The 20,434-nt window shown below is 53.3% G+C and carries 19 protein-coding genes; 2 read left to right on the plus strand and 17 right to left on the minus strand.

What is annotated here, in order from left to right:
- Positions 1 to 4: 4 nt before the first annotated feature.
- Both BQ7382_RS00395 and serC read right to left on the minus strand, forming a co-directional pair.
- A complete protein-coding gene (locus BQ7382_RS00395; RefSeq protein WP_144082044.1) occupies positions 5 to 1,426 on the minus strand; it encodes a D-alanyl-D-alanine carboxypeptidase family protein in 1,422 nt (473 codons plus the stop codon).
- Positions 1,413 to 2,504, minus strand: coding sequence for a 3-phosphoserine/phosphohydroxythreonine transaminase (serC, locus tag BQ7382_RS00400; protein WP_077389694.1), 1,092 nt, complete (start codon positions 2,502 to 2,504; stop codon positions 1,413 to 1,415). Before serC ends, BQ7382_RS00395 begins: the two co-directional genes overlap by 14 nt.
- A 280-nt stretch (positions 2,505 to 2,784) precedes the next feature.
- On the opposite strand from serC, the gene BQ7382_RS00405 reads away from it, so the two are divergent.
- Positions 2,785 to 3,924, plus strand: coding sequence for a 3-phosphoglycerate dehydrogenase (locus BQ7382_RS00405; protein WP_077389697.1), 1,140 nt, complete (start codon positions 2,785 to 2,787; stop codon positions 3,922 to 3,924).
- A 137-nt stretch (positions 3,925 to 4,061) separates the two neighbouring features.
- Here the strand turns inward: BQ7382_RS00405 and mscL are convergent, their stop codons facing one another.
- The 4 genes from mscL to BQ7382_RS00425 are packed head-to-tail and all read right to left on the minus strand — an operon-like array spanning position 4,062 to position 7,310.
- The gene (gene mscL / locus BQ7382_RS00410; protein ID WP_077389701.1) at positions 4,062 to 4,535 is read right to left on the minus strand and encodes a large-conductance mechanosensitive channel protein MscL; all 474 of its coding nucleotides are present in this window, start codon (positions 4,533 to 4,535) and stop codon (positions 4,062 to 4,064) included.
- Between the two features lie 34 nt (positions 4,536 to 4,569).
- Entirely contained in the window at positions 4,570 to 5,559 is a 990-nt protein-coding gene (locus BQ7382_RS00415; protein WP_077389704.1) for a diacylglycerol/lipid kinase family protein, read from the minus strand.
- A 13-nt stretch (positions 5,560 to 5,572) separates the two neighbouring features.
- The gene (locus BQ7382_RS00420) at positions 5,573 to 6,727 is read right to left on the minus strand and encodes a YihY/virulence factor BrkB family protein (protein ID WP_077389707.1); all 1,155 of its coding nucleotides are present in this window, start codon (positions 6,725 to 6,727) and stop codon (positions 5,573 to 5,575) included.
- Positions 6,720 to 7,310 (minus strand): XTP/dITP diphosphatase, encoded by a 591-nt coding sequence (locus BQ7382_RS00425; RefSeq protein ID WP_077389710.1) that lies wholly within the window; start codon positions 7,308 to 7,310, stop codon positions 6,720 to 6,722. Before BQ7382_RS00425 ends, BQ7382_RS00420 begins: the two co-directional genes overlap by 8 nt.
- A gap of 185 nt (positions 7,311 to 7,495) precedes the next feature.
- Here BQ7382_RS00425 and BQ7382_RS00430 point away from each other — a divergent pair, with 185 nt between their 5' ends.
- The gene (locus BQ7382_RS00430; protein ID WP_077389713.1) at positions 7,496 to 8,446 is read left to right on the plus strand and encodes an AEC family transporter; all 951 of its coding nucleotides are present in this window, start codon (positions 7,496 to 7,498) and stop codon (positions 8,444 to 8,446) included.
- 82 nt (positions 8,447 to 8,528) lie between these two features.
- Here BQ7382_RS00430 and scfB read toward each other — a convergent pair whose 3' ends face one another.
- The 11 genes from scfB to BQ7382_RS00485 all read right to left on the minus strand — a co-directional run bounded on the left by scfB (position 8,529) and on the right by BQ7382_RS00485 (position 20,433).
- Complete coding sequence (gene scfB, locus BQ7382_RS00435; protein ID WP_077389716.1) at positions 8,529 to 9,926, minus strand: thioether cross-link-forming SCIFF peptide maturase; 1,398 nt, start codon at positions 9,924 to 9,926, stop codon at positions 8,529 to 8,531.
- A 112-nt stretch (positions 9,927 to 10,038) separates the two neighbouring features.
- Positions 10,039 to 10,188 (minus strand): six-cysteine ranthipeptide SCIFF, encoded by a 150-nt coding sequence (scfA, locus tag BQ7382_RS00440; RefSeq protein WP_077389740.1) that lies wholly within the window; start codon positions 10,186 to 10,188, stop codon positions 10,039 to 10,041.
- Positions 10,189 to 10,228: 40 nt separating this feature from the next.
- Positions 10,229 to 11,542, minus strand: coding sequence for a universal stress protein (locus BQ7382_RS00445; RefSeq protein WP_077389743.1), 1,314 nt, complete (start codon positions 11,540 to 11,542; stop codon positions 10,229 to 10,231).
- Positions 11,543 to 11,566: 24 nt separating this feature from the next.
- Positions 11,567 to 12,637, minus strand: a complete 1,071-nt coding sequence (locus BQ7382_RS00450) for a hypothetical protein (RefSeq protein ID WP_077389770.1) — start codon at positions 12,635 to 12,637, stop codon at positions 11,567 to 11,569.
- A gap of 70 nt (positions 12,638 to 12,707) precedes the next feature.
- A complete protein-coding gene (locus tag BQ7382_RS00455) occupies positions 12,708 to 14,144 on the minus strand; it encodes an acetate--CoA ligase family protein (protein ID WP_077389773.1) in 1,437 nt (478 codons plus the stop codon).
- 111 nt (positions 14,145 to 14,255) lie between these two features.
- Positions 14,256 to 15,269, minus strand: a complete 1,014-nt coding sequence (gap, locus tag BQ7382_RS00460) for a type I glyceraldehyde-3-phosphate dehydrogenase (RefSeq protein WP_077389776.1) — start codon at positions 15,267 to 15,269, stop codon at positions 14,256 to 14,258.
- A gap of 60 nt (positions 15,270 to 15,329) precedes the next feature.
- The gene (locus tag BQ7382_RS00465; RefSeq protein ID WP_077389779.1) at positions 15,330 to 16,445 is read right to left on the minus strand and encodes an Ldh family oxidoreductase; all 1,116 of its coding nucleotides are present in this window, start codon (positions 16,443 to 16,445) and stop codon (positions 15,330 to 15,332) included.
- A gap of 67 nt (positions 16,446 to 16,512) precedes the next feature.
- The gene (gene hydE / locus BQ7382_RS00470; protein WP_077389782.1) at positions 16,513 to 17,568 is read right to left on the minus strand and encodes a [FeFe] hydrogenase H-cluster radical SAM maturase HydE; all 1,056 of its coding nucleotides are present in this window, start codon (positions 17,566 to 17,568) and stop codon (positions 16,513 to 16,515) included.
- 185 nt (positions 17,569 to 17,753) lie between these two features.
- Positions 17,754 to 18,611 (minus strand): metal ABC transporter permease, encoded by an 858-nt coding sequence (locus BQ7382_RS00475; protein WP_077389785.1) that lies wholly within the window; start codon positions 18,609 to 18,611, stop codon positions 17,754 to 17,756.
- On the minus strand, positions 18,608 to 19,324 hold the full coding sequence (locus BQ7382_RS00480; RefSeq protein ID WP_077389788.1) for a metal ABC transporter ATP-binding protein: 717 nt from the start codon (positions 19,322 to 19,324) through the stop codon (positions 18,608 to 18,610). The genes BQ7382_RS00475 and BQ7382_RS00480 overlap by 4 nt, the downstream gene beginning before the upstream one ends.
- A 29-nt stretch (positions 19,325 to 19,353) precedes the next feature.
- The gene (locus BQ7382_RS00485; protein ID WP_235847900.1) at positions 19,354 to 20,433 is read right to left on the minus strand and encodes a metal ABC transporter substrate-binding protein; all 1,080 of its coding nucleotides are present in this window, start codon (positions 20,431 to 20,433) and stop codon (positions 19,354 to 19,356) included.
- Position 20,434: the final 1 nt, after the last annotated feature.

A 20,434-nucleotide genomic window follows, 5' to 3' on the forward strand; every position in this document is an offset into this window, starting at 1 on the left:
TGCTTCAGAAATACCAGTCCCTCTTTCTCCGGTCCTCCTCGATCTTCATCTCTCTCAGTGCCATCTCTCTGATCTTCGCCTGCCTGCGCGCTTTTCTCCTGCGCAGGTTTCGTCTCCTGATCTGGAGGAGCCTGATGAAGATAAGCAGGATAACAAGGAGTACAACTCCGATGATCACGGTCGTCCTGTTCGAAATATATAAATATGAAGGGAACCACCCCGCAGGTATGTCCTCCCTGACCACAAGATCCACAGCCCCCTGGTATTCATCGGCTACATAGATCTTGAGCTCTCCGGCCTTGGTGCCCGCCTTGACTGGTGCCGTCAGCTTTTTGTTCACCTCCGCCTTCACCTGCACGAGAGAACTGCTGCCCTCCGGCGGAATGTAGACGTAGGCCTTCTTTTCAGTGTATACCGGCACCCGGGTGGACGCTCCGTGGCGCACCATGACCTTTCCTTTTTCCACGCCCGCCTTGCTGATGACCTTCTTCGTGACGTTCTTGAAGCCGTAGTCGAGAAGCGATGTGGCATCGGCGACCCTTGAAGAATCAGGATCGTTCATGAGGATGACCATCATGGACATGTCGTCCTGCTCTGCGATGACCGCAAAGACCGTGGAATCCCTGGCGTCTCCTCCATCGTCTGTCGAAGGCGGCACGGTCTCGTGGCTCAGGATCCCTCCGTAGACGCCGGAATATGCCAGGCTTCCGTCGCTCCCTCCCGTGAGCAGCTCGTTCCTGCTGCTAAGGGTCCTGGCAGCCGACTTGTCCGTGGCGTCCATATTGTATGTCTTAACTCCGAGGATCTTCTTGATCTTTTTGTAGGTCATGGCCGTCTTGAGCATGTCCCCCACGTCTTCCGCCGTGGAGTACTGACCGTCCTGGTTCGCTCCGGATGGGTTCGCGAATTTCGTGTTCAGCAGTCCCATCTGCGATGCCTTCTGGTTCATCTGCTCGGTAAAAGTAGACACGGATCCCGCGGAGTACACCGCCAGTGCATAGGCTGCCTCGTCGGAGTCGTCGATCAGCATGGCGTAAAGGAGGTCGTTTACAGAAACAGTCTCGTCCTTCTGGAAAAGGTCTCCCTGCTCATCCGAGACGGCGTCCATCTGAACGGTGTTTTTGAGTTCATTCTTGCTGTGCATGTTGTCCAGGACCACCATGGCGGTCATCAGCTTTGCGGCACCGGCCATCGGAAGCTTCCTGTCCCCGTGGTTGGAATAAACCACTTCACCCGTCGTCGCGGACATCACAACTGCCGCCTCCGCGGAGGAAGACGGTTGATCATCGGCAAACACCTGATTAGCATTGATGGTGGTCATCAATGCCAGTGCAACAAGCACCGTCACGACAGCCACCATCACGTTTCTTCTGCTATTGTTTGTCGATGAGCAGTATTCAGATCTCTCTTTCTTACTTGTTCTCATCTTCAAATTTCTTCATGTAAGCTATCAGCGCGTCTACACCCTCCTCAGGCATAGCGTTGTACAGAGAAGCTCTCATTCCGCCTACGGATCTGTGTCCTGCCAGGTTGATCATGCCCTGCTCCTTTGCGCCTGCGATGAACTTCTTGTCCAGCTCAGGATCTCCCGTTACGAACGTGACATTCATGAGGGATCTGTCTTCCTTTGCAACAGAAGGCTTGAACAGTTTGCTCTGATCGAGGTAATCGTAGAGCTTTTCTGCCTTCTCAACGTCTCTCTTGTGCATCTCCTTGATGCCGCCGATGCTCTTCAGGTATTTGAATACCTCTCCGGCAACGTATATGGAGAAGCATGGAGGAGTGTTATACATGGAGCCCTTCTTTGCGTGTGTTGCGTAATCCAGGTAAATAGGGGTCTTCTCGTCGGCCTGTCCTACCAGATCCTTTCTCACGATGACGATGGTAACTCCTGCAGGTGCGATGTTCTTCTGAGCTCCGGCGTAGATCAGTCCGTACTTGGAAACATCTACTTCCTCGGACAGGATGCAGGAAGACATGTCGGCTACCAGCACCTTGTCTCCAACATCAGGAACGGTGTTGAAGTGCGTTCCGTAGATGGTGTTGTTGGAGCAGATGTAAACGTAGTCAGCATCCTCTCTGATGTCGTCCTTAGTGATCTTCGGGATGTATGAGAAGTGATCCTCCTCAGAAGAAGCGATGGCCTTGGCATCTCCGAACTTCTGAGCCTCCTGGAAAGCCTTCTTCGCCCAGTTTCCTGTGATGATGTAGTCTGCCTTTCCGTTCTTCCTCATCAGGTTCATCGGAACCATGGAGAACTGCAGTGTACCGCCTCCCTGGAGGAACAGCACATAGTAATCATCCGGAATGTTCATGAGGTCTCTCAGGTTCTGCTCAGCATCCTCAATGATCTTCTTATACTCTGGAGACCTGTGGCTCATCTCCATTACGGATTCCCCTGTTCCCTCGTAGTTCAGGAGCTCCTTCTGGACCTTCTCCAGGACTTCCAGCGGAAGGACCGATGGGCCTGCGGAGAAGTTGTATACGCGGTCGTACTTAGACATTAGACTTTACCTCCATACTTCGTTTGTTTAAGTGTCTAAACAGCACTGAAATTGTAGCACTAATATCGTTGAAAGTAAAGGTGTAAGATGTTATACTTGACAAGGTTAAGTCAGTGATTTCAAGGGAAACAGGGAACGACCACCGGCGATCGCCCCGCATTGCCCGGGACCGCCGCGGCGCGTTTTTTCCTTTTCCAGGTACATCACTGTATGGGCATGCGGACAGCATGACCGCATTTACGGATTCTCTCAAGGGAGATCATTAGGAGGTACATTAGAAATGCAGAAGTATTACATCGGGACCCTGAACAACATTTCGAAGGTGGGTCTGAGCCGTCTTACTGACAATTACGAGATCACCGAAGACCTGGACAAGGCTGAAGGCATCGTAGTAAGAAGCTACAAGATGCACGATATGGATTTCTCCGATAACCTGCTGGCTATTGGAAGAGCTGGGGCCGGCGTTAATAATATTCCTCTTGACAAGTGTGCTGAGAAGGGGATCGTTGTTTTCAACACTCCTGGAGCAAACTCCAACGCTGTAAAGGAGCTGGTGATCGGCGGACTGATCATGGCTGCGAGAAACACCTACGAGGCTATTTCCTGGGCTGATTCCCTGGAGGGCGATGTTGCAGCCGAGGTCGAGAAGGGCAAGAAGCAGTTCAAGGGAACTGAGATCTCCGGCAAGACTCTCGGTATCATCGGGATTGGAGCCATCGGTGCTAAGGTTGCAAATGCAGCTCACGCCCTTGGCATGAACGTCGTAGGAAACTCCGTAGTCGTTTCCCCTCTTCTGACTGCTCCATGCAAGATGTACGACAGCATCCCTGAGATGGTAGAGGAGTGCGATTACATTTCCATCCACGTTCCATCACTGCCTGCCACTAAGGGTATGGTAAACAAGGAACTCATCAGCCACATGAAGGACGGAGTAGTCGTATTGAACTATGCACGCCCTGACCTGATCGTGGAAGAGGATGTTCTGGAGGCTGTAAAGTCTGGAAAGATCAGGAAGTACATGACCGACCTGGCAGATGAGAATCTGATCAACGTTCCTGGAGTCATCGCTACACCTCACCTGGGAGCTTCTACAACAGAGGCCGAGGATAACTGCGCTGCCATGGCCGTAGACGAGTTGATGGACTACTTCGAGAACGGAAACATCCGCAATTCCGTGAACTTCCCTGCCGTTACAGTTGACGCCAAGGAGGGCACTGTGAAGGCATGCATCCTCTACAAGGGTTGCGACGACATCTCCGCTGCTGTCAAGAAGGCTGTAGGTACCGATAACGTTGCCGGCCTTACCGACGGAAAGAAGAGAACAGAGTATGGATACGCCATCGCCCTGATCAACGAAGGCGTCGACACTGCACCGCTTGAGAAGATCCCGGGAGTTCTCAAGGTGAGAGTGATCGGCTAACCGACGCAAGGTCCGCAAGGAATCGAGCACGAAAAAAAGGATGCCCATCGCGGCATCCTTTTTTATGCGTCTGCATTGTATCACTGTGTCGACAAGTGTGTCAGTTAGAAACGTCCCTGTTGACACCAGGTAACAAACTATTCTTCTTTTTTGTTTTCCTGGAGGGCCGCCCTCACGGACTCTGCAGTCTCTCCGCCGGCCAGGAGATCACGGATCTCGGTCATCAGCCTGATATCCTCAGGTGTCTCTGGAGCCGGTTCTGGAGCATGCTCCTCTTTCTCTCTGAACCTGTTGAATGCCCTGATGACCATGAAGATCACCAGCGCCACTATGAGGAAGTTCACCACCTGCTGAATGAACATCCCGTAGTTTATCGTCGCCGGCTCTGCGCCGCCGACCGGATTCCCGATGACCACCTTCAGCGAGGAGAAATCCACACCTCCCGTGAGCAGCGCTACGATCGGCATCAGTATGTCGTTGACCAGCGAGGTCACGATGGCGGTGAACGCCCCGCCTATGATAACGCCCACTGCCATGTCCAGAACGTTCCCCCTGGATATGAACTCCTTGAACTCAGCAATGAATCCCTTTTTCTTATTGCTGTCACCCATTATGTATCACCTCTGTACGATCTTTCCGGAGGGCCTACCTGCCCACTCCTTCTCCAGTTATAAGATTTACCGCACTTCTCAACGTGTCTACCTGTATGTCCGTGGCTCCCTGCTCATACTCTCCATCAAGGGTCCACGGAGTCCCGGGCTCGATGCGGATTTTTATATTGCGGGCACTGTAAAAGGTGATCTCGTCAGCTTTAAGCTGCCCGTCAAGGAGAGACAAAGCAATGCTGTTCAGTTCCATCAGGTTGTTAGGCCTGCGGATCAGCAGCAGTTCCATCATACCGTCGTTCATGTCCACATCGAAGTTGTCCAGCTTCAGCAGACCCCCGACGGATGTGGAATTGCAGATGGCGCCGAAAATAAAATCTCCGGAAAACTCTCTCTCGTTGGGAGTCCCTTCGTCGACGATGAATTTCGCCATGACCGGCTTGATGTTCAGCACGTCCCTGATGCCCTGAAGCATGTAGGCGGTGTGGCCCATGATGTTCTTCAGGTTCTGGGGAACTGAATAGGAAGTGCTGGTGAATGCACCAAACGACGCCACGTATGAAAAGTAGCGGCCATTAAAAGACCCCACGTCCAGTTTTTTCGGCGTGCCGTTGGCTGCCACCCAGGCAGCATCGGTTATCCCCTTCGGCAATCCCACGCTGGCACCGAAATCGTTGGTGCTTCCCGATGGTATGTATCCGATCTCCGTAGTGCATCCGGCAGAGAGAACGCCTTCGATGACCTCGTTCAACGTCCCGTCTCCACCGGAGCAGACGATCCTGTCCATGTCCCCGGCATAGAGATTGGCAAAAGTCTTCGCGTCTCCCGATTTCGCCGTCATCAGGACTGAAGTCAGGAACCCGGCATCACTGAAGATCTGCAGGATATCCGCCAGGTATCTCACGGCCTGCATAGTGCCGGCCTTCGGGTTCAGAATGAAGAGGAGCCTCTTCCTTTCGCTCCCGTCCCTTCTTTCATCCTCTCTCTGTGCCACATCACCGGTGTTATTCTTCACATCACTATCAACCATAACATCACCGTTTTTACTCGTCCTTCGCCCGTATCTCCACCTCGACCTCCGCCGATGCACGGGCCTCCTTCACTACCTTTTCCGCCTGCTTTTCCCGCTCCTTCTTGCGGCGCAGGATCTCCCTGTCTCTTTCCTCGCTGTACCCCGGCACGAACTGCCGACTCATCTTTACGGCGATGGACTCAGGGTTGCTGTCCTCGTCGTCTTCGTCTGTGATTATGAGCTTCTTGTAATCGCTCTTGTCATCGCCCATCTGCTGCTCGAGGTACTTCACCATCTTCTCCTTGGTCAGGAGATGGCGCCCCATGATCTCGTCCCAGGCCTTATTGAACATCATTCCGATGCACAGTACCCAGGATATCAGGTAGAACCAGAGCATCAGCACCACGATATTAGCAAACGCCCCGTAGAGTATATTGTAGTTTGCTATGTACGAGATGTAGATGGCGTAAAAAAAAGTGATTATCATTATCCCCAGCATGGCCAGGATGGTTCCCGGGATGATGCAGCGCAGAGGTACTCTGACCCTCGGCAGTATGTAGTAGATCATCATCAGCATCAGGAAAAAGAGTATGGCTGCTATAGGTCCTCTCATTGCCACCAGCAGCCGGGCCGCGTTGTTGTCGGAGACGATCTTGAGGAAAAGTTCTTCGCCATACACGTAGATGGTAAGCGTGAAGGCGATGGCCATGATGGTGATGGCCGCCGTCGGTATCGCCTTTATCCTCTCGCTCCAGAAGCTGAACCTGTAGGATCCTTCCGTGAGGGAATAGGTCGTCAGCCTGGCAAGGGAAAACTCCAGTCCGGATGCAGCCCACAAAGCCAACACGATCAGCAGTATATTCGTGACCTTAACGTTAGATGTGGAAAAGAGATCCATCACGAAGCTGCTGACGGTGGTGTTTGTGTGGACGTTCAGCCACTCCTGGATAAAGTCCAGGGATACATCAAAAAGCCCCAGGAACTGTGAAAGCACCACCAGCGTCGGCATACTGGACATGAAAAAAAAGTAGGCGATCTGGGCGGCGAATCCGGTGTAGTACTGGTCGTCGAACTGGCGCCAGATGTGGAATCCCATCCTGATCAGTTTGTCTTTTGTCAGCCGCTGGCGGTCCGGGTCATTCAGCCTGTTTTTTATTTTGCCAATGATCTCCCGGAACCTATTCACCGAGCATCTCCTCAAGTCGGGCCAGGGATCTTCCTCTGTGGCTTATGGCGTTCTTCTCCTCGGCGCTCATCTCCCCGAAGGTCTCATCTCTCCCCTCCGGGATGAATATCGGATCGTATCCGAAACCTCCTTCTCCCCTGAAGTCTTCTGCAATGTGACCAGGGCACTCTCCCCTGGCCACCAGCTTCCTTCCATCCGGGAAAAGCATGGTTATCACGGATACGAAGCGTGCGGTCCTCTCCTCGTAAGGGATCCCCTTAAGGAGTCCCAGGAGCTTCACGTTGTTGTCGTGAGGCGTGCAACCCTCTCCAGCGAATCTGGCGGAATAGACTCCCGGAGCGCCGTTGAGGCAGTCCACCTCAAGGCCGCTGTCATCTGCAATGGTCGGCACCCCTGCAATGTCCAAGATGGCTTTCGCCTTGATATACGAATTTTCCTCGAAGGTCTCCCCTGTCTCCTCGACCTCGAATGCGTCTATACCGTAATCGTCCCGGGACACCACGGTCATGCCGAATTTCCCCAGTACGTCACCTATCTCTTTTATCTTCCCTTTGTTTCTGGAAGCCAGAACGACCTTTTCCATTTATCTCCCCGATCCCGGGGCCTGTCGGCCCCACTCGATATTGCATTGAATAAAATCCTGCACAATACTACAGAATGCCATTGATTATACCACGACGTATTGCAAATACAAAAGCATTAGTAGTATTATAGAGAGGATTTTTGTGAAAAAGCACTGAAAAGCATATATAAATTTAGGAGTTTACAATGGGTTTGATAGTGAGTAAGGTTTTGGTGGTCTTTATATACATCGGCGTGGGATTTGCGGCCTGTAAGGGCGGCCTTATCGGAAAGGATGCCGTGAAAGGTCTCAACATGCTGGTCCTCAACATCGCTTCTCCCTGTCTGCTGATCTCTTCGATCACCAGCAGGAAACTGAACGACAGCCTCTTCAAAAACACCATCATCATGTTCGTGCTGACCATTGTCTTTTTCATACTGCTTTCTATCTTCACGGTTTGGCTGTCCAGACGGATGGGGATGGACGACGACGCAAGGGCAAATGTTCTTGCGGTGGGAATGACCGCCTGCAATTCCGGTTTCATGGGCATCCCTGTTGCACAGTCCGTTTTCGGAGGTCTGACCTTTTACTATGTGATCATACAGAACATAGCCTTCAACCTGTATATCTACATCATGTCGATAATGCAATTCAACCACGGTGTGAAAAAGGTCAGTGGAAAGGTCACGCTGAGAAAGGCGATAATGCCATTCATCAACGTGCTGACGATATCGGCTGTTGCATCCATCGTCCTTCTGTTCGCCAGGATCTCGCTGCCTCAGTACGCTCTGGACATCTTTTCCACTCTCGGAAATGTATGCATCCCTGTTTCCATGATCATCGTAGGTATCAATCTCACCGAGGGCAGTCTCATGAGTCACTTTACCAATCCGAAGATCCTGATCACATCTCTGATAAAGCTGATCGGTGTTCCTGCTCTCACCCTGGCCATTGTCTATCCGATGCCATTGGATCCACTGGTAAAGCTTGCCACTGTGCTGTGCATGACATTCCCGACTGCCGTAATAACCGTAGCTCTTGCGGCGAGAGAAGACAGGGACTCCGGACTGATGTCGGAGTGCGTCGCCACATCCACGCTCCTTTCGGTTGTGACGCTGCCGGTGTGGATGATAATACTCACGACGCTGTTCCTCTGACGTCAGCAGCGAAAAAGCCGTGTCTCTCCGGATCGATCTGATCCGGAGAGACACGGCTTTTTCTTGTTGATCGCACTGTTTTCTACTTAGAGGCTTCGGCTTTTTCCTGCTTCATGTCCTCTTCTGCCACCTTCATCATGATGGCGCACTCGATCCTCTTTCTGTGGAGCTCACATCCGAACTTGTACACCTTGTTGATGTCGCCGTTCGAGTGATAGTTGTTAGCACAGCAGCCACCGGAACAGTAAAGCCTGGCGAAACATTTTCTGCACTCGTCCTTCGTGTACACGTTATTCCGGTTTCTGAACTCATCGATGATCTGCGTCTCGGTGATCCCGTTCCAGATATCACCTACCTTGAAATCATCATCCCCCACGAACTGATGACACGGGTAGAGGTCTCCTGTCGGCGTGACCGCCAGGTACTCGGTCCCGACACCGCAGCCCGCGACTCTCTTGTAGATGCAAGGACCGCCCTCGAGATCAACGGTGTAGTGGTAGAAAGTGAACGGGTCACCTTCTTTTTCCCTCTTGAGCATCTCCACTGCCAGCTTCTCGTATTCGTTGAAGAGCTGCGGCAGATCCTCCTCGTGGAGCGCATAATCCACGTCCGGATCTGAGACAACAGGCTCTATGCTGGTCTCCGTAAGTCCAAGGTCTGCCATGTGTATCACGTCGGCCGCAAAGTCCTTGTTGTATGCAGTATAGGTGCCCCTCACGTAATACTGCCTGTCTCCACGGGCCTTAGCCAGCCTCTTAAAATTCTCCACTATCATGTCGTAGGTGCCCTGACCGTCCTTCGAATGGCGCATGCGGTCATGAGTCGATCTTCTTCCATCCAGACTCAGGACTACATTTCCCATCTCTCTGTTGGTAAAGTCGATGACATCGTCGTCGATCAGAACGCCATTGGTGGTGAGGGTGAAGTTGAAGATCTTGTCGTGTGTCTTCTCCAGCTCACGGCCGTATCTCACAAGCTCCTTACAGACATCCCAGTTCAGCAGGGGCTCGCCCCCGAAGAAATCCACCTCCAGGTGCTTCCTGGAGCCGCTGTTCTCCACGAGGAAATCCAATGCTCTCTTTCCCACCTCAAGGGACATGATCCCCTTCTTGTTGTTGTAATCGCCCTTTCCTGCAAAGCAATACCGGCAATCCATGTTACAGCCGTGAGCCACGTGCAGACAGATCGCCTTGAGGACCGACTGCTTCATCTTGAGAGTGCCTGCCACTTCTTCGAATGGATCCTCTGAAAAGAGCAGTTTTTCCTCCGTCAGGTGATCGATGTCCTCAAGAGTCTCCGCCACATCTTCTTCAGTCACGTCCGGGTATTTCGCCATGATCCTGTCGGAGATCTCCGTTCTCGGGACGCTCTGGTCCACCAGGGCGATGATGTCATACGCCACGTCGTCCACAGAATGGACGGATCCGCTGTTGACGTCAATTACGATGTTATATCCGTTTAGTTTGTACTGATGTATCATTACAGCCTTTCTGTGTATCTTCAAGAATAATATCTCTGTCGATCTTCTTCGTGCAGTGTCAGCGACACCACGAAAAAAGCGCTGCCGAAGCAGCGCTCAGTCTACGGATCAACTACTTCTCCTTGATCTGCTCGCAGTGCTGATTTGCAACGCTGCAGGAAGTCTTGCTTGCAGACTGGCAGGAGGTCTGGCACTCGCCGCATCCACCAGTTACAACGCTCTTAGCAAGGTTCCTTGTAGAAATTGTCTTGATTCTTGTCATGTCTCTATCCTCCTAAGTTACGTTTCAGATTAGCAAAATATCATTCTCTTGTCAATTCCTCTTTCTCTGACTCCAGCTTTTCAGCTTCAGCGTCGTACCTGGCGAAGGCCTCCTGAAGCTTCTTGTACATCTCATCCATGTCGCCGTCGGTCACTTCCTGGAATTCTTCGATGTCGCTATCGTCTTCACTTTCAGGATCCGGAGTTTCGTCCGACGCCTCCGCCAAAGCGTTTTTACGAATCTCTGTCTGAGCTTCTTCAATACCCTCTTCCGGGATCTCCTCACGGATCTCCGCCGGAGCTTCTTCATTGCCCTCTTCCGTGGATCCCTCTGTGATATCCTCAGGAGTCTCCTCCTGGGTCTCCGTTCCGGACGAAAGTCTCGGGGCTTCAGGTGCAGCAGCTATCAGAGGTGTATCTGCGCTCTCATCTTTTTCGGACTCTGCCGCTTTGGTCTCAACAGCATCTGTATCTTCAGGTGCTTCAGGCGCCTCCGCCTCACGGGCCTCCTGCTCCTCGGCCGCCTGCGTCCGGGCAGCCTCCTCATCCTTCTTTTCCATGGCCTCACGCTCGGCCTGCGCGACCGTCATGATCCTGTACCTGAAGGTGGATTCCTCTCTCATGGAGCGGTTGATGATTCGGATGCGGTCGGCCTTTCCCTGGCTCTCGTCCATTTTCACGGGGATGTCCACGATCTCGCCCTCGTTTATCTGGATCAGCTGGTGTTCCCCGGCAGCCGGAGGTAGATCCCAGGCCAGTGTCTCAGGGTCGTATGCCCTTCTCACGTATCTCACAGATCCCTTGAGGACCTCTATCCTGTAGATGCACTTGCCTTTCACGCTCGGGAGCAGGCACTCAGTCTGATTGAAGTTCAGCTGTCCCTTAAGCGCCACGGTGGCAGCGGCCTTCCTGATCACCATCCCACGGTATACGGAGGGTCCTGCCTTGACGTTCTCAGGCACCAGCATGACCGGCCACTCGCTGTTTCTTATGACGAAGGCCGCCGTGGTCCCTATGCTCCTGTTCTCCTGGTTTCTGGATGACGTTGACTTGGTCATGATTATCATGTCCGCGTCGATCTCCCGGGCACAGGCCAGGATCTTCTCGCCGGCCTTGCCTATGGAAGCTCTCTTCTCGATCTTGTAGCCGTCCAGCCGTTTCTGGATCTTTCCAAGTCTCTGGGCCAGACGCCCGTAGATCTCGTTCGCATCATCCTCCGACAGAGGCTGTTCCACATTTTCCTGTACCATCAGGAGCACTACCTCAAAAGCGGATGGCGCAAAGGATGCCCTCACCTGATCCACCGCTTTAAGGCTCCTTCCGGAACCGTCTACCGGAACAAGAACTTTTCTCATCTGGAACTACCTCCATTACTTAAGCTATTTGATAAACTTGTTGAGTGTCATTATGAACTCAGAGAACACTATGAAAATCGTAAGATAATCGTCATCGAAAGAGCAGATGACGTTGTTCTGTACAGTCCGGCCGTCCGAAAACTCTATCTGGGCGTTAGCTCCGTAGACTCCTATCAGGATGTCGTTCCTGAATATCCTGTAGTTGCAGGACAGGTTACCCTTTCTCACGGCCCTGAATGCTACGGCTTTAAAGTCTCCAAGGCTGCACTTCAGCTCGTATCCGTCCGCTCCGCCCCTGAGCCTGGTGAAGTGGTTTTCGTCCACTCCCTCGATCGTCACAGGCCAGTGCCTGGCAAGCTTCGGGGACCTGGCGTCAGGATCCGCGCTGACAGTGGCGATCTCGTTCCCGTCCATGTCGTGTATATCGACCCGGAGAGGCTCGTACTTAGCCCTGCAGCTGGCATACTCGTTTCCATCCTCGTCCTTAACTATGTTATCCGAGGTGTCGTAGTGGAACATCTTGTAAATGTCCATGGACTCAGGGACCTGATAGTCCCTGTTGCTGTCGATCCTGTGGACGAGATCCATCAGATCCTCCAGCATTGCGGCCGCGATCATCTTGTACGACGCGAAGCCGCAGTACCTGGCGGCAGTGACCTCCATGTTGGATATATCCGCAACGCCGTCGAACCTGTACATGTCGTGTTCATAAGGCTTCAGATGCGCCAGCACGGTGCTGTCCTGGAAAAAATAATCCCTGCCTTTTTTTCCAACTGTCACGTAGTCCTTGAAGATCCCCGGTCCGAACACTATGACCTTTCCCTGGAATTCCTGGTGCTGTGCGATCCACGGCTTTCCGAGAGGTGTCTCCATGTCGCGGATCTTCTCATAAAGTTCCTCGACCGACAGATCTCCTGAGGTCTCCAGTTTTTTCACGTAAACGTTCCGGTCGTTGAAGGTCTTTCCTCCCACCACGGACCACACGGATCCTGCCACAACTGCGCAGATTCCCGCGATCAGCCACTGCCCCGTCAGGAAGGCCATGATGGCGATGAAAGCCAGCATCATCGGGATTATTCTTTTGAACTTATCCATAAGCAGGGATGCTCCTTAAAAAGTGATTTATCTCTTCAGCTCTGGCGCGCAAATCGGCGCGCCGATCCTTCTACAGGTCTGCAGCCTCTCTCAGAGTTGCCTTCTGAGCCCTGATGTTGGCGTATCTCCTCAGTGCCACCATTGCGTTGACTGCCTGCTCTGCTGTCGCGTATGCAGGGATGCCGTTGTCTCTCAGCTTCTGGATGGCCTCTCTGCACTCGAATCCGCCCTGACACTCCATAATGAAAGGCTTCTTTCTGCCATTGTAGTTCTCATATACGGCCAGCACGGTCTGCGTGATCGCAGGAACGTCTGTAACAGCCGTAGGGCAAACAGAGACCAGAACTCCATCGACGTTATCGTCCTCAAGAGCTACCTTGAGTGCTCCGCCATACATGTTGGATGTGGCCGTTCCGCTGATGTCTACCGGGTTCAGTGGCGAACCGAAGGCCGGCATGTACTTCCTGATATCCTCTCTCAGAGCAGGAGAGATGTACTTCAGCTCGTGAAGAGGCATACCCAGTCTCTCGAACTGGTCGCAGGCCAGAAGTCCGGCTCCGCCGCCGTTGGTGATCATCACAACGTTGTCTCCCTCAAGAGGCGGCATGCTGCCCAGGGCCAGCGATGTATCCAGGAACTCCATCCAGGTCTTCTCCCTCAGAACTCCGGACTCCTCAAAGAGCTGGTCGTAGGACTTGTTGTCGTGTCCTCTGTTTTCAGATGCTGTGTGGGCGAATGCGGCCTTAACACCGATATTGGATGCTCCCACCTTTATTACGGTTATTGGCTTATCGACCTCAAGGCATGCCTTCTTGAAAGCGTCATAGCTGTCCAGGGCCTCGATGTACACCGCGATGCACTTGGTATGCGGCTCCTTGTCGGCGTACTTGATGACCTCGGAAAAGTCAACGTCTGCCTTGTTTCCCAGTCCGACGAACATGCTGATGCCGAAGTGGTCGATCTGAGAAGACCCGAGTGCGGCAAGCAGATTCGATCCCGACTGGGAAATGAGGGCAACAGGTCCTTTGTTAGGAAGATACGGAACGAATCCGCAGTTGAAGTCGAAGTACGGTGTTCCGATGCCTACCAGGTTAGGTCCGATTAGAGGCAGCTCGTTCTCTCTGCAGTACTCCGTGATCTCGTTCTGGAGATCTCCGTTTCCGACCTCCTTGAAACCGGAGGAGGAAACGACCGCGATCTGGACACCCTTTGCAACACACTCCTTCAGTGCATCGAACACGCCTACAGCAGGCAGCGCAACGAATGCCAGATCAACATCCCCTGGAATGTCCTTCACGGATCTGTAGGCCTTCAGTCCACCTACCTCAGTAGCGTTGATGTTGACCGGGTAGATGATGCCCTTGTAACCGCTGTTTCTCAGGCTCTGGATCACCTTGAAACCAACCTTTTTCTCGTTCCTGCTGGCACCGATGACTGCGATCGTTCTAGGCTTGAAAGCATAGTCCAGCTTGTCTACAACATATTGTCTCGCTTCCTTGACTTCCATAATTCCCTCATCTTTACTTTACTACTTCTGAATTTAATTTTTTTATGCACAGACCCCGGAGAGTCGTGATGCCTCGCTTTTATCGTTCTCCAGGCCTTCCCGGAAAAGCTTTTACAGGGACGCCATGTGTCTCATTGTGCGCACGAGCTGGTTCACGTAGCTCATCTCGTTGTCGTACCATGCGACTACTCTCACCTCGAAGATATGGGTCCCGCACTTCTGGGCCAGTGTCTGGGTGGCGTCGAAGAGGGAGCCATAGCTCATTCCGATGACGTCTGTTGACACGATCTGGTCTTCCGTATATCCGAAGGACTGATCCGCCGCCGCCTTCATGGCCTGGTTTATCCCCTCAACAGAGACCGTATCTGTCATGTCCTTGAGAGTGGCATCCAGGATGGTCAGGGATCCCGTGGCAACAGGGACTCTCTGAGCCGATCCGATGAGCTTTCCGGCCAGCTCAGGGATGACGTTTCCGATGGCCTGGGCAGCTCCGGTCGTGGTCGGCACGATGTTGATGGCCGCAGCCCTGGACCTTCTGAACTTGTTTCCCTTTGCCGGTGCATCCAGTATCTTCTGGTTGCCGGTATAGGCGTGGATCGTGGTCATGAATCCCGTTCTAAGCTCTCTGTATCCCGCCAGAGCCTTCGCCATCGGGGCAAGGCAGTTGGTGGTGCAGGATGCTCCGGAAACTATTTTGTCCTCGGAGGTAAGTGTGTCGTGGTTGACTCCGTAAACGATGGTCTTCAGATCATCTCCGGCAGGAGCGGAGATCAGTACTCTCTTTGCACCTGCATCGATGTGAGCCTGGGACTTCGCCTTTGAAGTATAGAAGCCCGTGCACTCCAGAACGATATCGATCCCCAGCTCTCCCCAAGGGAGCTTCGATGCGTCCGGCTCGCTGTAGATGCGGATGGACTTTCCATCCACAGTGATGAAATCCTCTGTGCATCCCACCTCGTGTCCGTGGAAAGTTCCCTGAACACTGTCAAATCTCAGGAGATACGCCAGCATCTCCGGCGCCGTCAGATCGTTGATAGCGACTACCTCGATGTCATCCATCTCCACGATCTTCCTGAAGGCCAGTCTTCCTATCCTTCCAAATCCATTGATCGCAACCTTAGTCATAAGGTCCTCCTTTCTGCGGCCGCACGTGCCGCAAGACCATTATCTATGGAATAAGTATTATTAATTTTCAAACGGGAACTTCACAGGAATATTCAGGTCGTCTCTCACCTGGATGAACTCCTTCTGAACGGCCTCTGCCATTGGAACGCCCTTGTCCTTCCTGTATTCATAGGCATCCCACTCCTTGTCGCCGGCAACATAGATCCTGTCGTGGCCAGGTGCCTTCTGGGAGTTTCTCAGTCCTCTCACGATCTCACCGGCGATGTGCCTGCACTCCTTTTCGCCGATCATCATCTCCGGATTGATGACGATGAAGAAGTGCCCCAGGTGGTAAGGTCTCAAGCTTCCGTCCTCGTTGTAGCAGGTCAGATCCTTCATGAAACGTCCGCCGGCCAGCGCAGCGGAAAGGATCTCGATGATGGCCGCATATCCGTACCCTTTGTATCCCGCCATCTCTTCACCGATCCCGCCCAGAGGCGCAAGTGCGGCCTCCTTGGTCGTGAGAGCCTCCAGGATGTAATGGGTGTCAGTAAGGGCAGATCCGTCTCTTCCGATCACCATGCCGGCAGGTGTTTTCTTGCCGATCCTGTCATAGTACTCGAGTTTTCCTCTCTGGATGATAGAAGTTGCGCAGTCCAGCAGGAATGGATACTTCTCATCGGTAGGGATGCCGACCGTCAGAGGGTTCGTCCCCATCATATTCTCGACACCGAAGGTAGGAGCGATGGACGGTCTCGCGTTCGTTCCGGTAATTCCGATCATTCCGGCATTTGTCGCCATGCTCACCCAGTATCCGGCGATGCCGTAGTGGGAAGAGTTTCTCACCGCAACGCAGGCCGTTCCGTATTTCTTTGCTTTTTCGATGGCCATCTCCATGGCCTTGTGGCTGGCGACCATTCCCATTCCGTCGTTGGCATCCAGAACAGCGGTCGTAGGGAACTCCCTGATCACGTCGATCTTAGTTACCGGGTTCAGGATACCCTTGTTGATCCTGTCCACATAGATAGGCTTGAATCTGTTGACTCCGTGGCTCTCGATCCCTCTCTTGTCGCTTTCGATGAGCACGTCCGCACAGATCTCAGCGTCCTTTTCAGGAACGCCAAGCTTCACGAAGGCCTGCTTCATGAAGTCGACGATGATGTCAAAGCTTACAAAAGGTCTAGTATCCTGTTCCATGTTCAATACCTCGTTTCGTTTATGTAAAAATTTTTTTGTTACTATAGTCACTTCTGCGGGGATCCGCTCACTCTCTGCTCCAGCCTTTGTAGTCGCCCCGGGCGGAAACGGTGTGATATCCGATGCGCTCCATCCTCATCTCCATGCAGCGGTGGCACTCGGCAGCCTCTTCTCCAGTGCAGATCTTGCCGTCGTACAGGAGATATTTTCCCCTCACTCCCTTCGGCGAAAGGCTTGGCATCACAACATTGGCTCCTGCCTGCACTCCTTTTTCCCGGCCCAGGGGATCGATCGTCCCGAGAGCCGTCGTGGCGGGCAGAAGCACCTTCGGAAACATAAGCCTCAGCACGCTGAGACAGAAGAGCGTCATCTCGAGAGTCCCGTCCGGGCAGTCCCTGAAAGGCGTGTCGCTGTGGTGTATGAACGGCCCGATGCCGATCATATGAGGCTGCAGCTCTTTGAGGTAGAGGAAGTCGTCAGCCAGGTTTTCATACGTCTGATACGGCGAACCCACCATGAAACCGGCGCCTATCTGGAAGCCTATGTCCTTCAGGTCTCTCAGGCACTGCTTTCTGTGCTCTATGGAAAGATCCGACGGGTGTAGCCTGGCGTAGTGCTCAGGATCTGCGGTCTCGTGCCTCAGGAGGTACCTGTCGGCACCCGCATCGTAGAATCTCTGATATGAATCCTTTTCTCTCTCTCCGAGAGAAAGAGTTATGGCACAGTCTGGATATCTGTCTTTGATCCTTGAGACCATGTGACAGACCTTGTCGTCCGTGAACCAGGGATCTTCTCCGCCTTGAAGGACGAAGGTCCGGAAACCGAATCCGTAACCCGCGTCACAGCAGTCCATTATCTGGTCTTCCGTGAGCCTGTAGCGCTCGGCCTTCGTGTTGCCTGCCCTGATGCCGCAGTAGTAGCAGTCGTTTCTGCAGTAGTTCGTAAACTCTATCAGGCCCCTCAGGTATATGTCGTGGCCGTAGTTCTCTATGGAACGGCTGCGGGCCAGGGAATACAGGTACTCTCTGTCGCCGGGATCGTCGTTCCGGTGGCTGAGGAGAAAGACGAATTCTTCTTTTTCCAGAGTACCCTGCCGGGCAAGCCTGTCTATGAGTTCTCTCATTTCATTCTCCTATTCCAGGTCAGAAGCTGCGGCAGAGCCGTATCTCTTATCTGTCATCAGAGGCACCATAAGATGCCTGTATTCGGGTACATTTTAACATGACCTTGTTTTATTATCCATATTGAGGTGTTTCCACAGGGCCATGTATTAAAAAAAGAGACTGATCTTCCAATAACGCCCGGGCATCACGCGGCGCCCCTGCGCAGGGTGCTCCCTGCAGCACAGCTCACAGCGAACATCACTATCTGCGTGCATACTATGGTGGCTCCTACAGGGGTGCCTGCGACTATGGATATCAGCATCCCCGTGAGAGATGATATCACCGCCAGGACTCCCGAGCAGATGGTCACCGACTTGAAGCTGTTGAACATCCGCATGGCAGAAAGGGCCGGGAAGATTATCAGGGCAGATATGAGCAGCGACCCGACGAGATCCATGGCGATCACGATCACCACCGCCACCACAACTGCGATCAGCAGATTATATGCCTCTGTGTTCGTCCCGCTGGCCCTCGCGAAGTCCTCGTCAAATGTGACGGCGAAGAGCTTGTTGTAAAACAGCACAAAGATGCCCACGACCACCGTAGCCAGGATCACCGTGGATGTCACCTCTGTTCTGGACAGGGTGAGTATCGATGTCGAACCAAAAAGAGTCGTGCACACGTCTCCGGACAGGTTCGAGGAAGCACCGAATACGTTCATCACCATATAACCGACGGCGAGCGAGGCCACCGAAAGCATCGCTATCACCGCATCCCCGTTGATCTTCGAATCGCGTCCGGTGCGCAGTATCAGGATGGCACAGATGATGGTCACCGGAAGGGTGAACTGAACGTAGCTGGTAAAGTGCATGACCGTTGCTATGGAGATGGCTCCGAAGGCCACGTGGGAGAGGCCGTCTCCGATAAAAGAAAACCTCTTGAGGACCAGCGTCACTCCCAGAAGCGATGCTGCAAGCGATACCAACACCCCTACGATCACCGCATACCTCACGAATGGATAGATCCTCAAATACTCGAAAGCGAGTGACAGCCCGCTGTTCATCGTCTGTCACCTCCCTTTTCCGTCGAGGCAAAGGCCTTGCCTTCTTCCGTCTCCAGGTATTCCTCCACCGAGCCGAAAAAGATGCTGTCACCCAGGTGGAGAATATGGTCCGCGTTCTTGATGGCTCCCTCCATGTCGTGGGTGACCATGATGATCGTCACCTCGTGGAGCTTGTTTATGTGCCTTATGAGATCGTAGATCTCCTGGGTCACAAGGGGATCCAGGCCGGTAAACGGCTCATCCATCACCAGCAGCTCCCCGGATGCCGCCAGGGCCCGGGCCAGGAGGACCCTCTGCTGCTGCCCTCCCGACAGGTTTCTGTAGCAGGACCTGCTCAGTCCGCCGATGTTCAGCCACTCCATGCACATGCGGGCCCGGGCCTTCTGGAGCTTCGTGTAGAATGGCCTGAAGCCCCTTCCTCCCTGACAGCCGGACAACACTATCTCTCCTACAGATGCCGGGAAATCCTTCTGGATGTCCGTCTGTTGCGGAAGGTACCCGATGCTGCCTTTTTCAAGGCCGTCACCTCTCGTGATCTGGCCGGAAATGGGTTTGTGCAGCCCGAGGATAGCCTTCATAAGCGTGGACTTCCCCGCGCCGTTCTCCCCCACTATGCATAAATAATTTCCCTTTTCCACGGAAAAGGACAGATCGCTGACCACGGGGACGTTTTCGTATCCCAGCGTCAGGTTTCTGCATTCTATCTGCGCCATTGCGTTTCCTCTCCTGAAGGCTTGAAGGCTCAGTTCAGCGCCTCTTTAATAACCTTCAGATTCTTTCTCATTATCGAAATATATGTCATCCCGTTTTCCATCTGGGACGATCTGACGGACTGCATGGAATCCAGGACTCCAACCTTCACATTTTTTTGTCCCGATGCCTCGATGATGGTGTCCGGAAGGTCGTCGGTGCCGGTCTCTGTCCTGAGGACCACAGGGGCATTCAGCTCCCGGACCTTTCCAGCCAGGAAAATGACCGTGTCAAAGCTGGCCTCACTCTCGGCGGAGCATCCCGCGAAAGCGGCGTAATATTTTATGCCGAATTCATCTGTCAGATATCTGAACGGGAACCTGTCGGCCACGATGATGGTCCTGTGTTCCGAGCCGTCAACCGCATCCTGATAGTCCCGCTGGAGCTTCTCCAGACGAGAAGTGTAAGCTGCGGCATTTTCGCCGTACTCACCGGCGTGCTCCGGGTCTATGGACGAAAGCTTTTCCTGTATAGCCTCAGTGAAAAGAATGGCGTTGGCAGGCGACATCCACACGTGCTCATCGTATTCAAGGTCGGAATGGGTGTGACCGTCCTCGCTGCCGTGCTCATGGCCGGTCTCTTCATCCGGCTCCTCTTCCATTCCCTGGACCCGCTCCTCCAGCTTCACGCCGCTTCCGAGGGTCTTCATGAGGTCTATGGTCTCGGGCGGGTCATCAGCGCTTTTCAGCACGTCCTTCACCCAGCTGTCCGAAGTACCGCCCACGTATATGAACAGATCGGCGTCCAGTATCTTTCCTATGTCCTCCGCGTCGGGCTGGTAGCTGTGCATGTCCACGCCGTTGTCCAGGAGGTATGTGACCTGGACATCATCCGCCCTGTCTCCGAGTACCTGCCTGGTCCAGTCCCAGGCAGCAAAGGATGTGGTCACCACCTTGAGCCTGCCATCTTTTCCTGAAGCCGTCGAAGAGGATCCTGATGCTGCGGAATCCCCGGGCGATCCGCCGCAGGAGGACAGGGATGCCACAGTCAGCAGCAGAGCGACCGCCAGGGCAGCGGCCCTGGCGGCGAACGCCTTGCTTTTTGTCCTGTTACTTATCGATCGTCTCTCCAAA

Origin of the sequence: Mobilibacterium timonense, from assembly GCF_900155555.1 — a bacterium.
Lineage (GTDB): Bacteria > Bacillota > Clostridia > Peptostreptococcales > Anaerovoracaceae > Allobaileyella > Allobaileyella timonense.

Bases quoted from the DNA above. Each gene is read 5' to 3' on its own strand.
- BQ7382_RS00465 (WP_077389779.1), bottom strand. From the start codon at position 16,445: ATGGAACAGGATACTAGACCTTTTGTAAGCTTTGACATCATCGTCGAC.
- BQ7382_RS00445 (WP_077389743.1), bottom strand. From the start codon at position 11,542: ATGAGAAAAGTTCTTGTTCCGGTAGACGGTTCCGGAAGGAGCCTTAAA.
- gap (WP_077389776.1), bottom strand. From the start codon at position 15,269: ATGACTAAGGTTGCGATCAATGGATTTGGAAGGATAGGAAGACTGGCC.
- BQ7382_RS00430 (WP_077389713.1), top strand. From the start codon at position 7,496: ATGGGTTTGATAGTGAGTAAGGTTTTGGTGGTCTTTATATACATCGGC.
- BQ7382_RS00425 (WP_077389710.1), bottom strand. From the start codon at position 7,310: ATGGAAAAGGTCGTTCTGGCTTCCAGAAACAAAGGGAAGATAAAAGAG.
- mscL (WP_077389701.1), bottom strand. From the start codon at position 4,535: ATGGGTGACAGCAATAAGAAAAAGGGATTCATTGCTGAGTTCAAGGAG.
- hydE (WP_077389782.1), bottom strand. From the start codon at position 17,568: ATGAGAGAACTCATAGACAGGCTTGCCCGGCAGGGTACTCTGGAAAAA.
- scfA (WP_077389740.1), bottom strand. From the start codon at position 10,188: ATGACAAGAATCAAGACAATTTCTACAAGGAACCTTGCTAAGAGCGTT.
- scfB (WP_077389716.1), bottom strand. From the start codon at position 9,926: ATGATACATCAGTACAAACTAAACGGATATAACATCGTAATTGACGTC.
- BQ7382_RS00415 (WP_077389704.1), bottom strand. From the start codon at position 5,559: ATGGTTGATAGTGATGTGAAGAATAACACCGGTGATGTGGCACAGAGA.
- BQ7382_RS00455 (WP_077389773.1), bottom strand. From the start codon at position 14,144: ATGGAAGTCAAGGAAGCGAGACAATATGTTGTAGACAAGCTGGACTAT.
- BQ7382_RS00480 (WP_077389788.1), bottom strand. From the start codon at position 19,324: ATGGCGCAGATAGAATGCAGAAACCTGACGCTGGGATACGAAAACGTC.
- BQ7382_RS00395 (WP_144082044.1), bottom strand. From the start codon at position 1,426: ATGAGAACAAGTAAGAAAGAGAGATCTGAATACTGCTCATCGACAAAC.
- BQ7382_RS00450 (WP_077389770.1), bottom strand. From the start codon at position 12,637: ATGGATAAGTTCAAAAGAATAATCCCGATGATGCTGGCTTTCATCGCC.
- BQ7382_RS00405 (WP_077389697.1), top strand. From the start codon at position 2,785: ATGCAGAAGTATTACATCGGGACCCTGAACAACATTTCGAAGGTGGGT.
- BQ7382_RS00475 (WP_077389785.1), bottom strand. From the start codon at position 18,611: ATGAACAGCGGGCTGTCACTCGCTTTCGAGTATTTGAGGATCTATCCA.
- serC (WP_077389694.1), bottom strand. From the start codon at position 2,504: ATGTCTAAGTACGACCGCGTATACAACTTCTCCGCAGGCCCATCGGTC.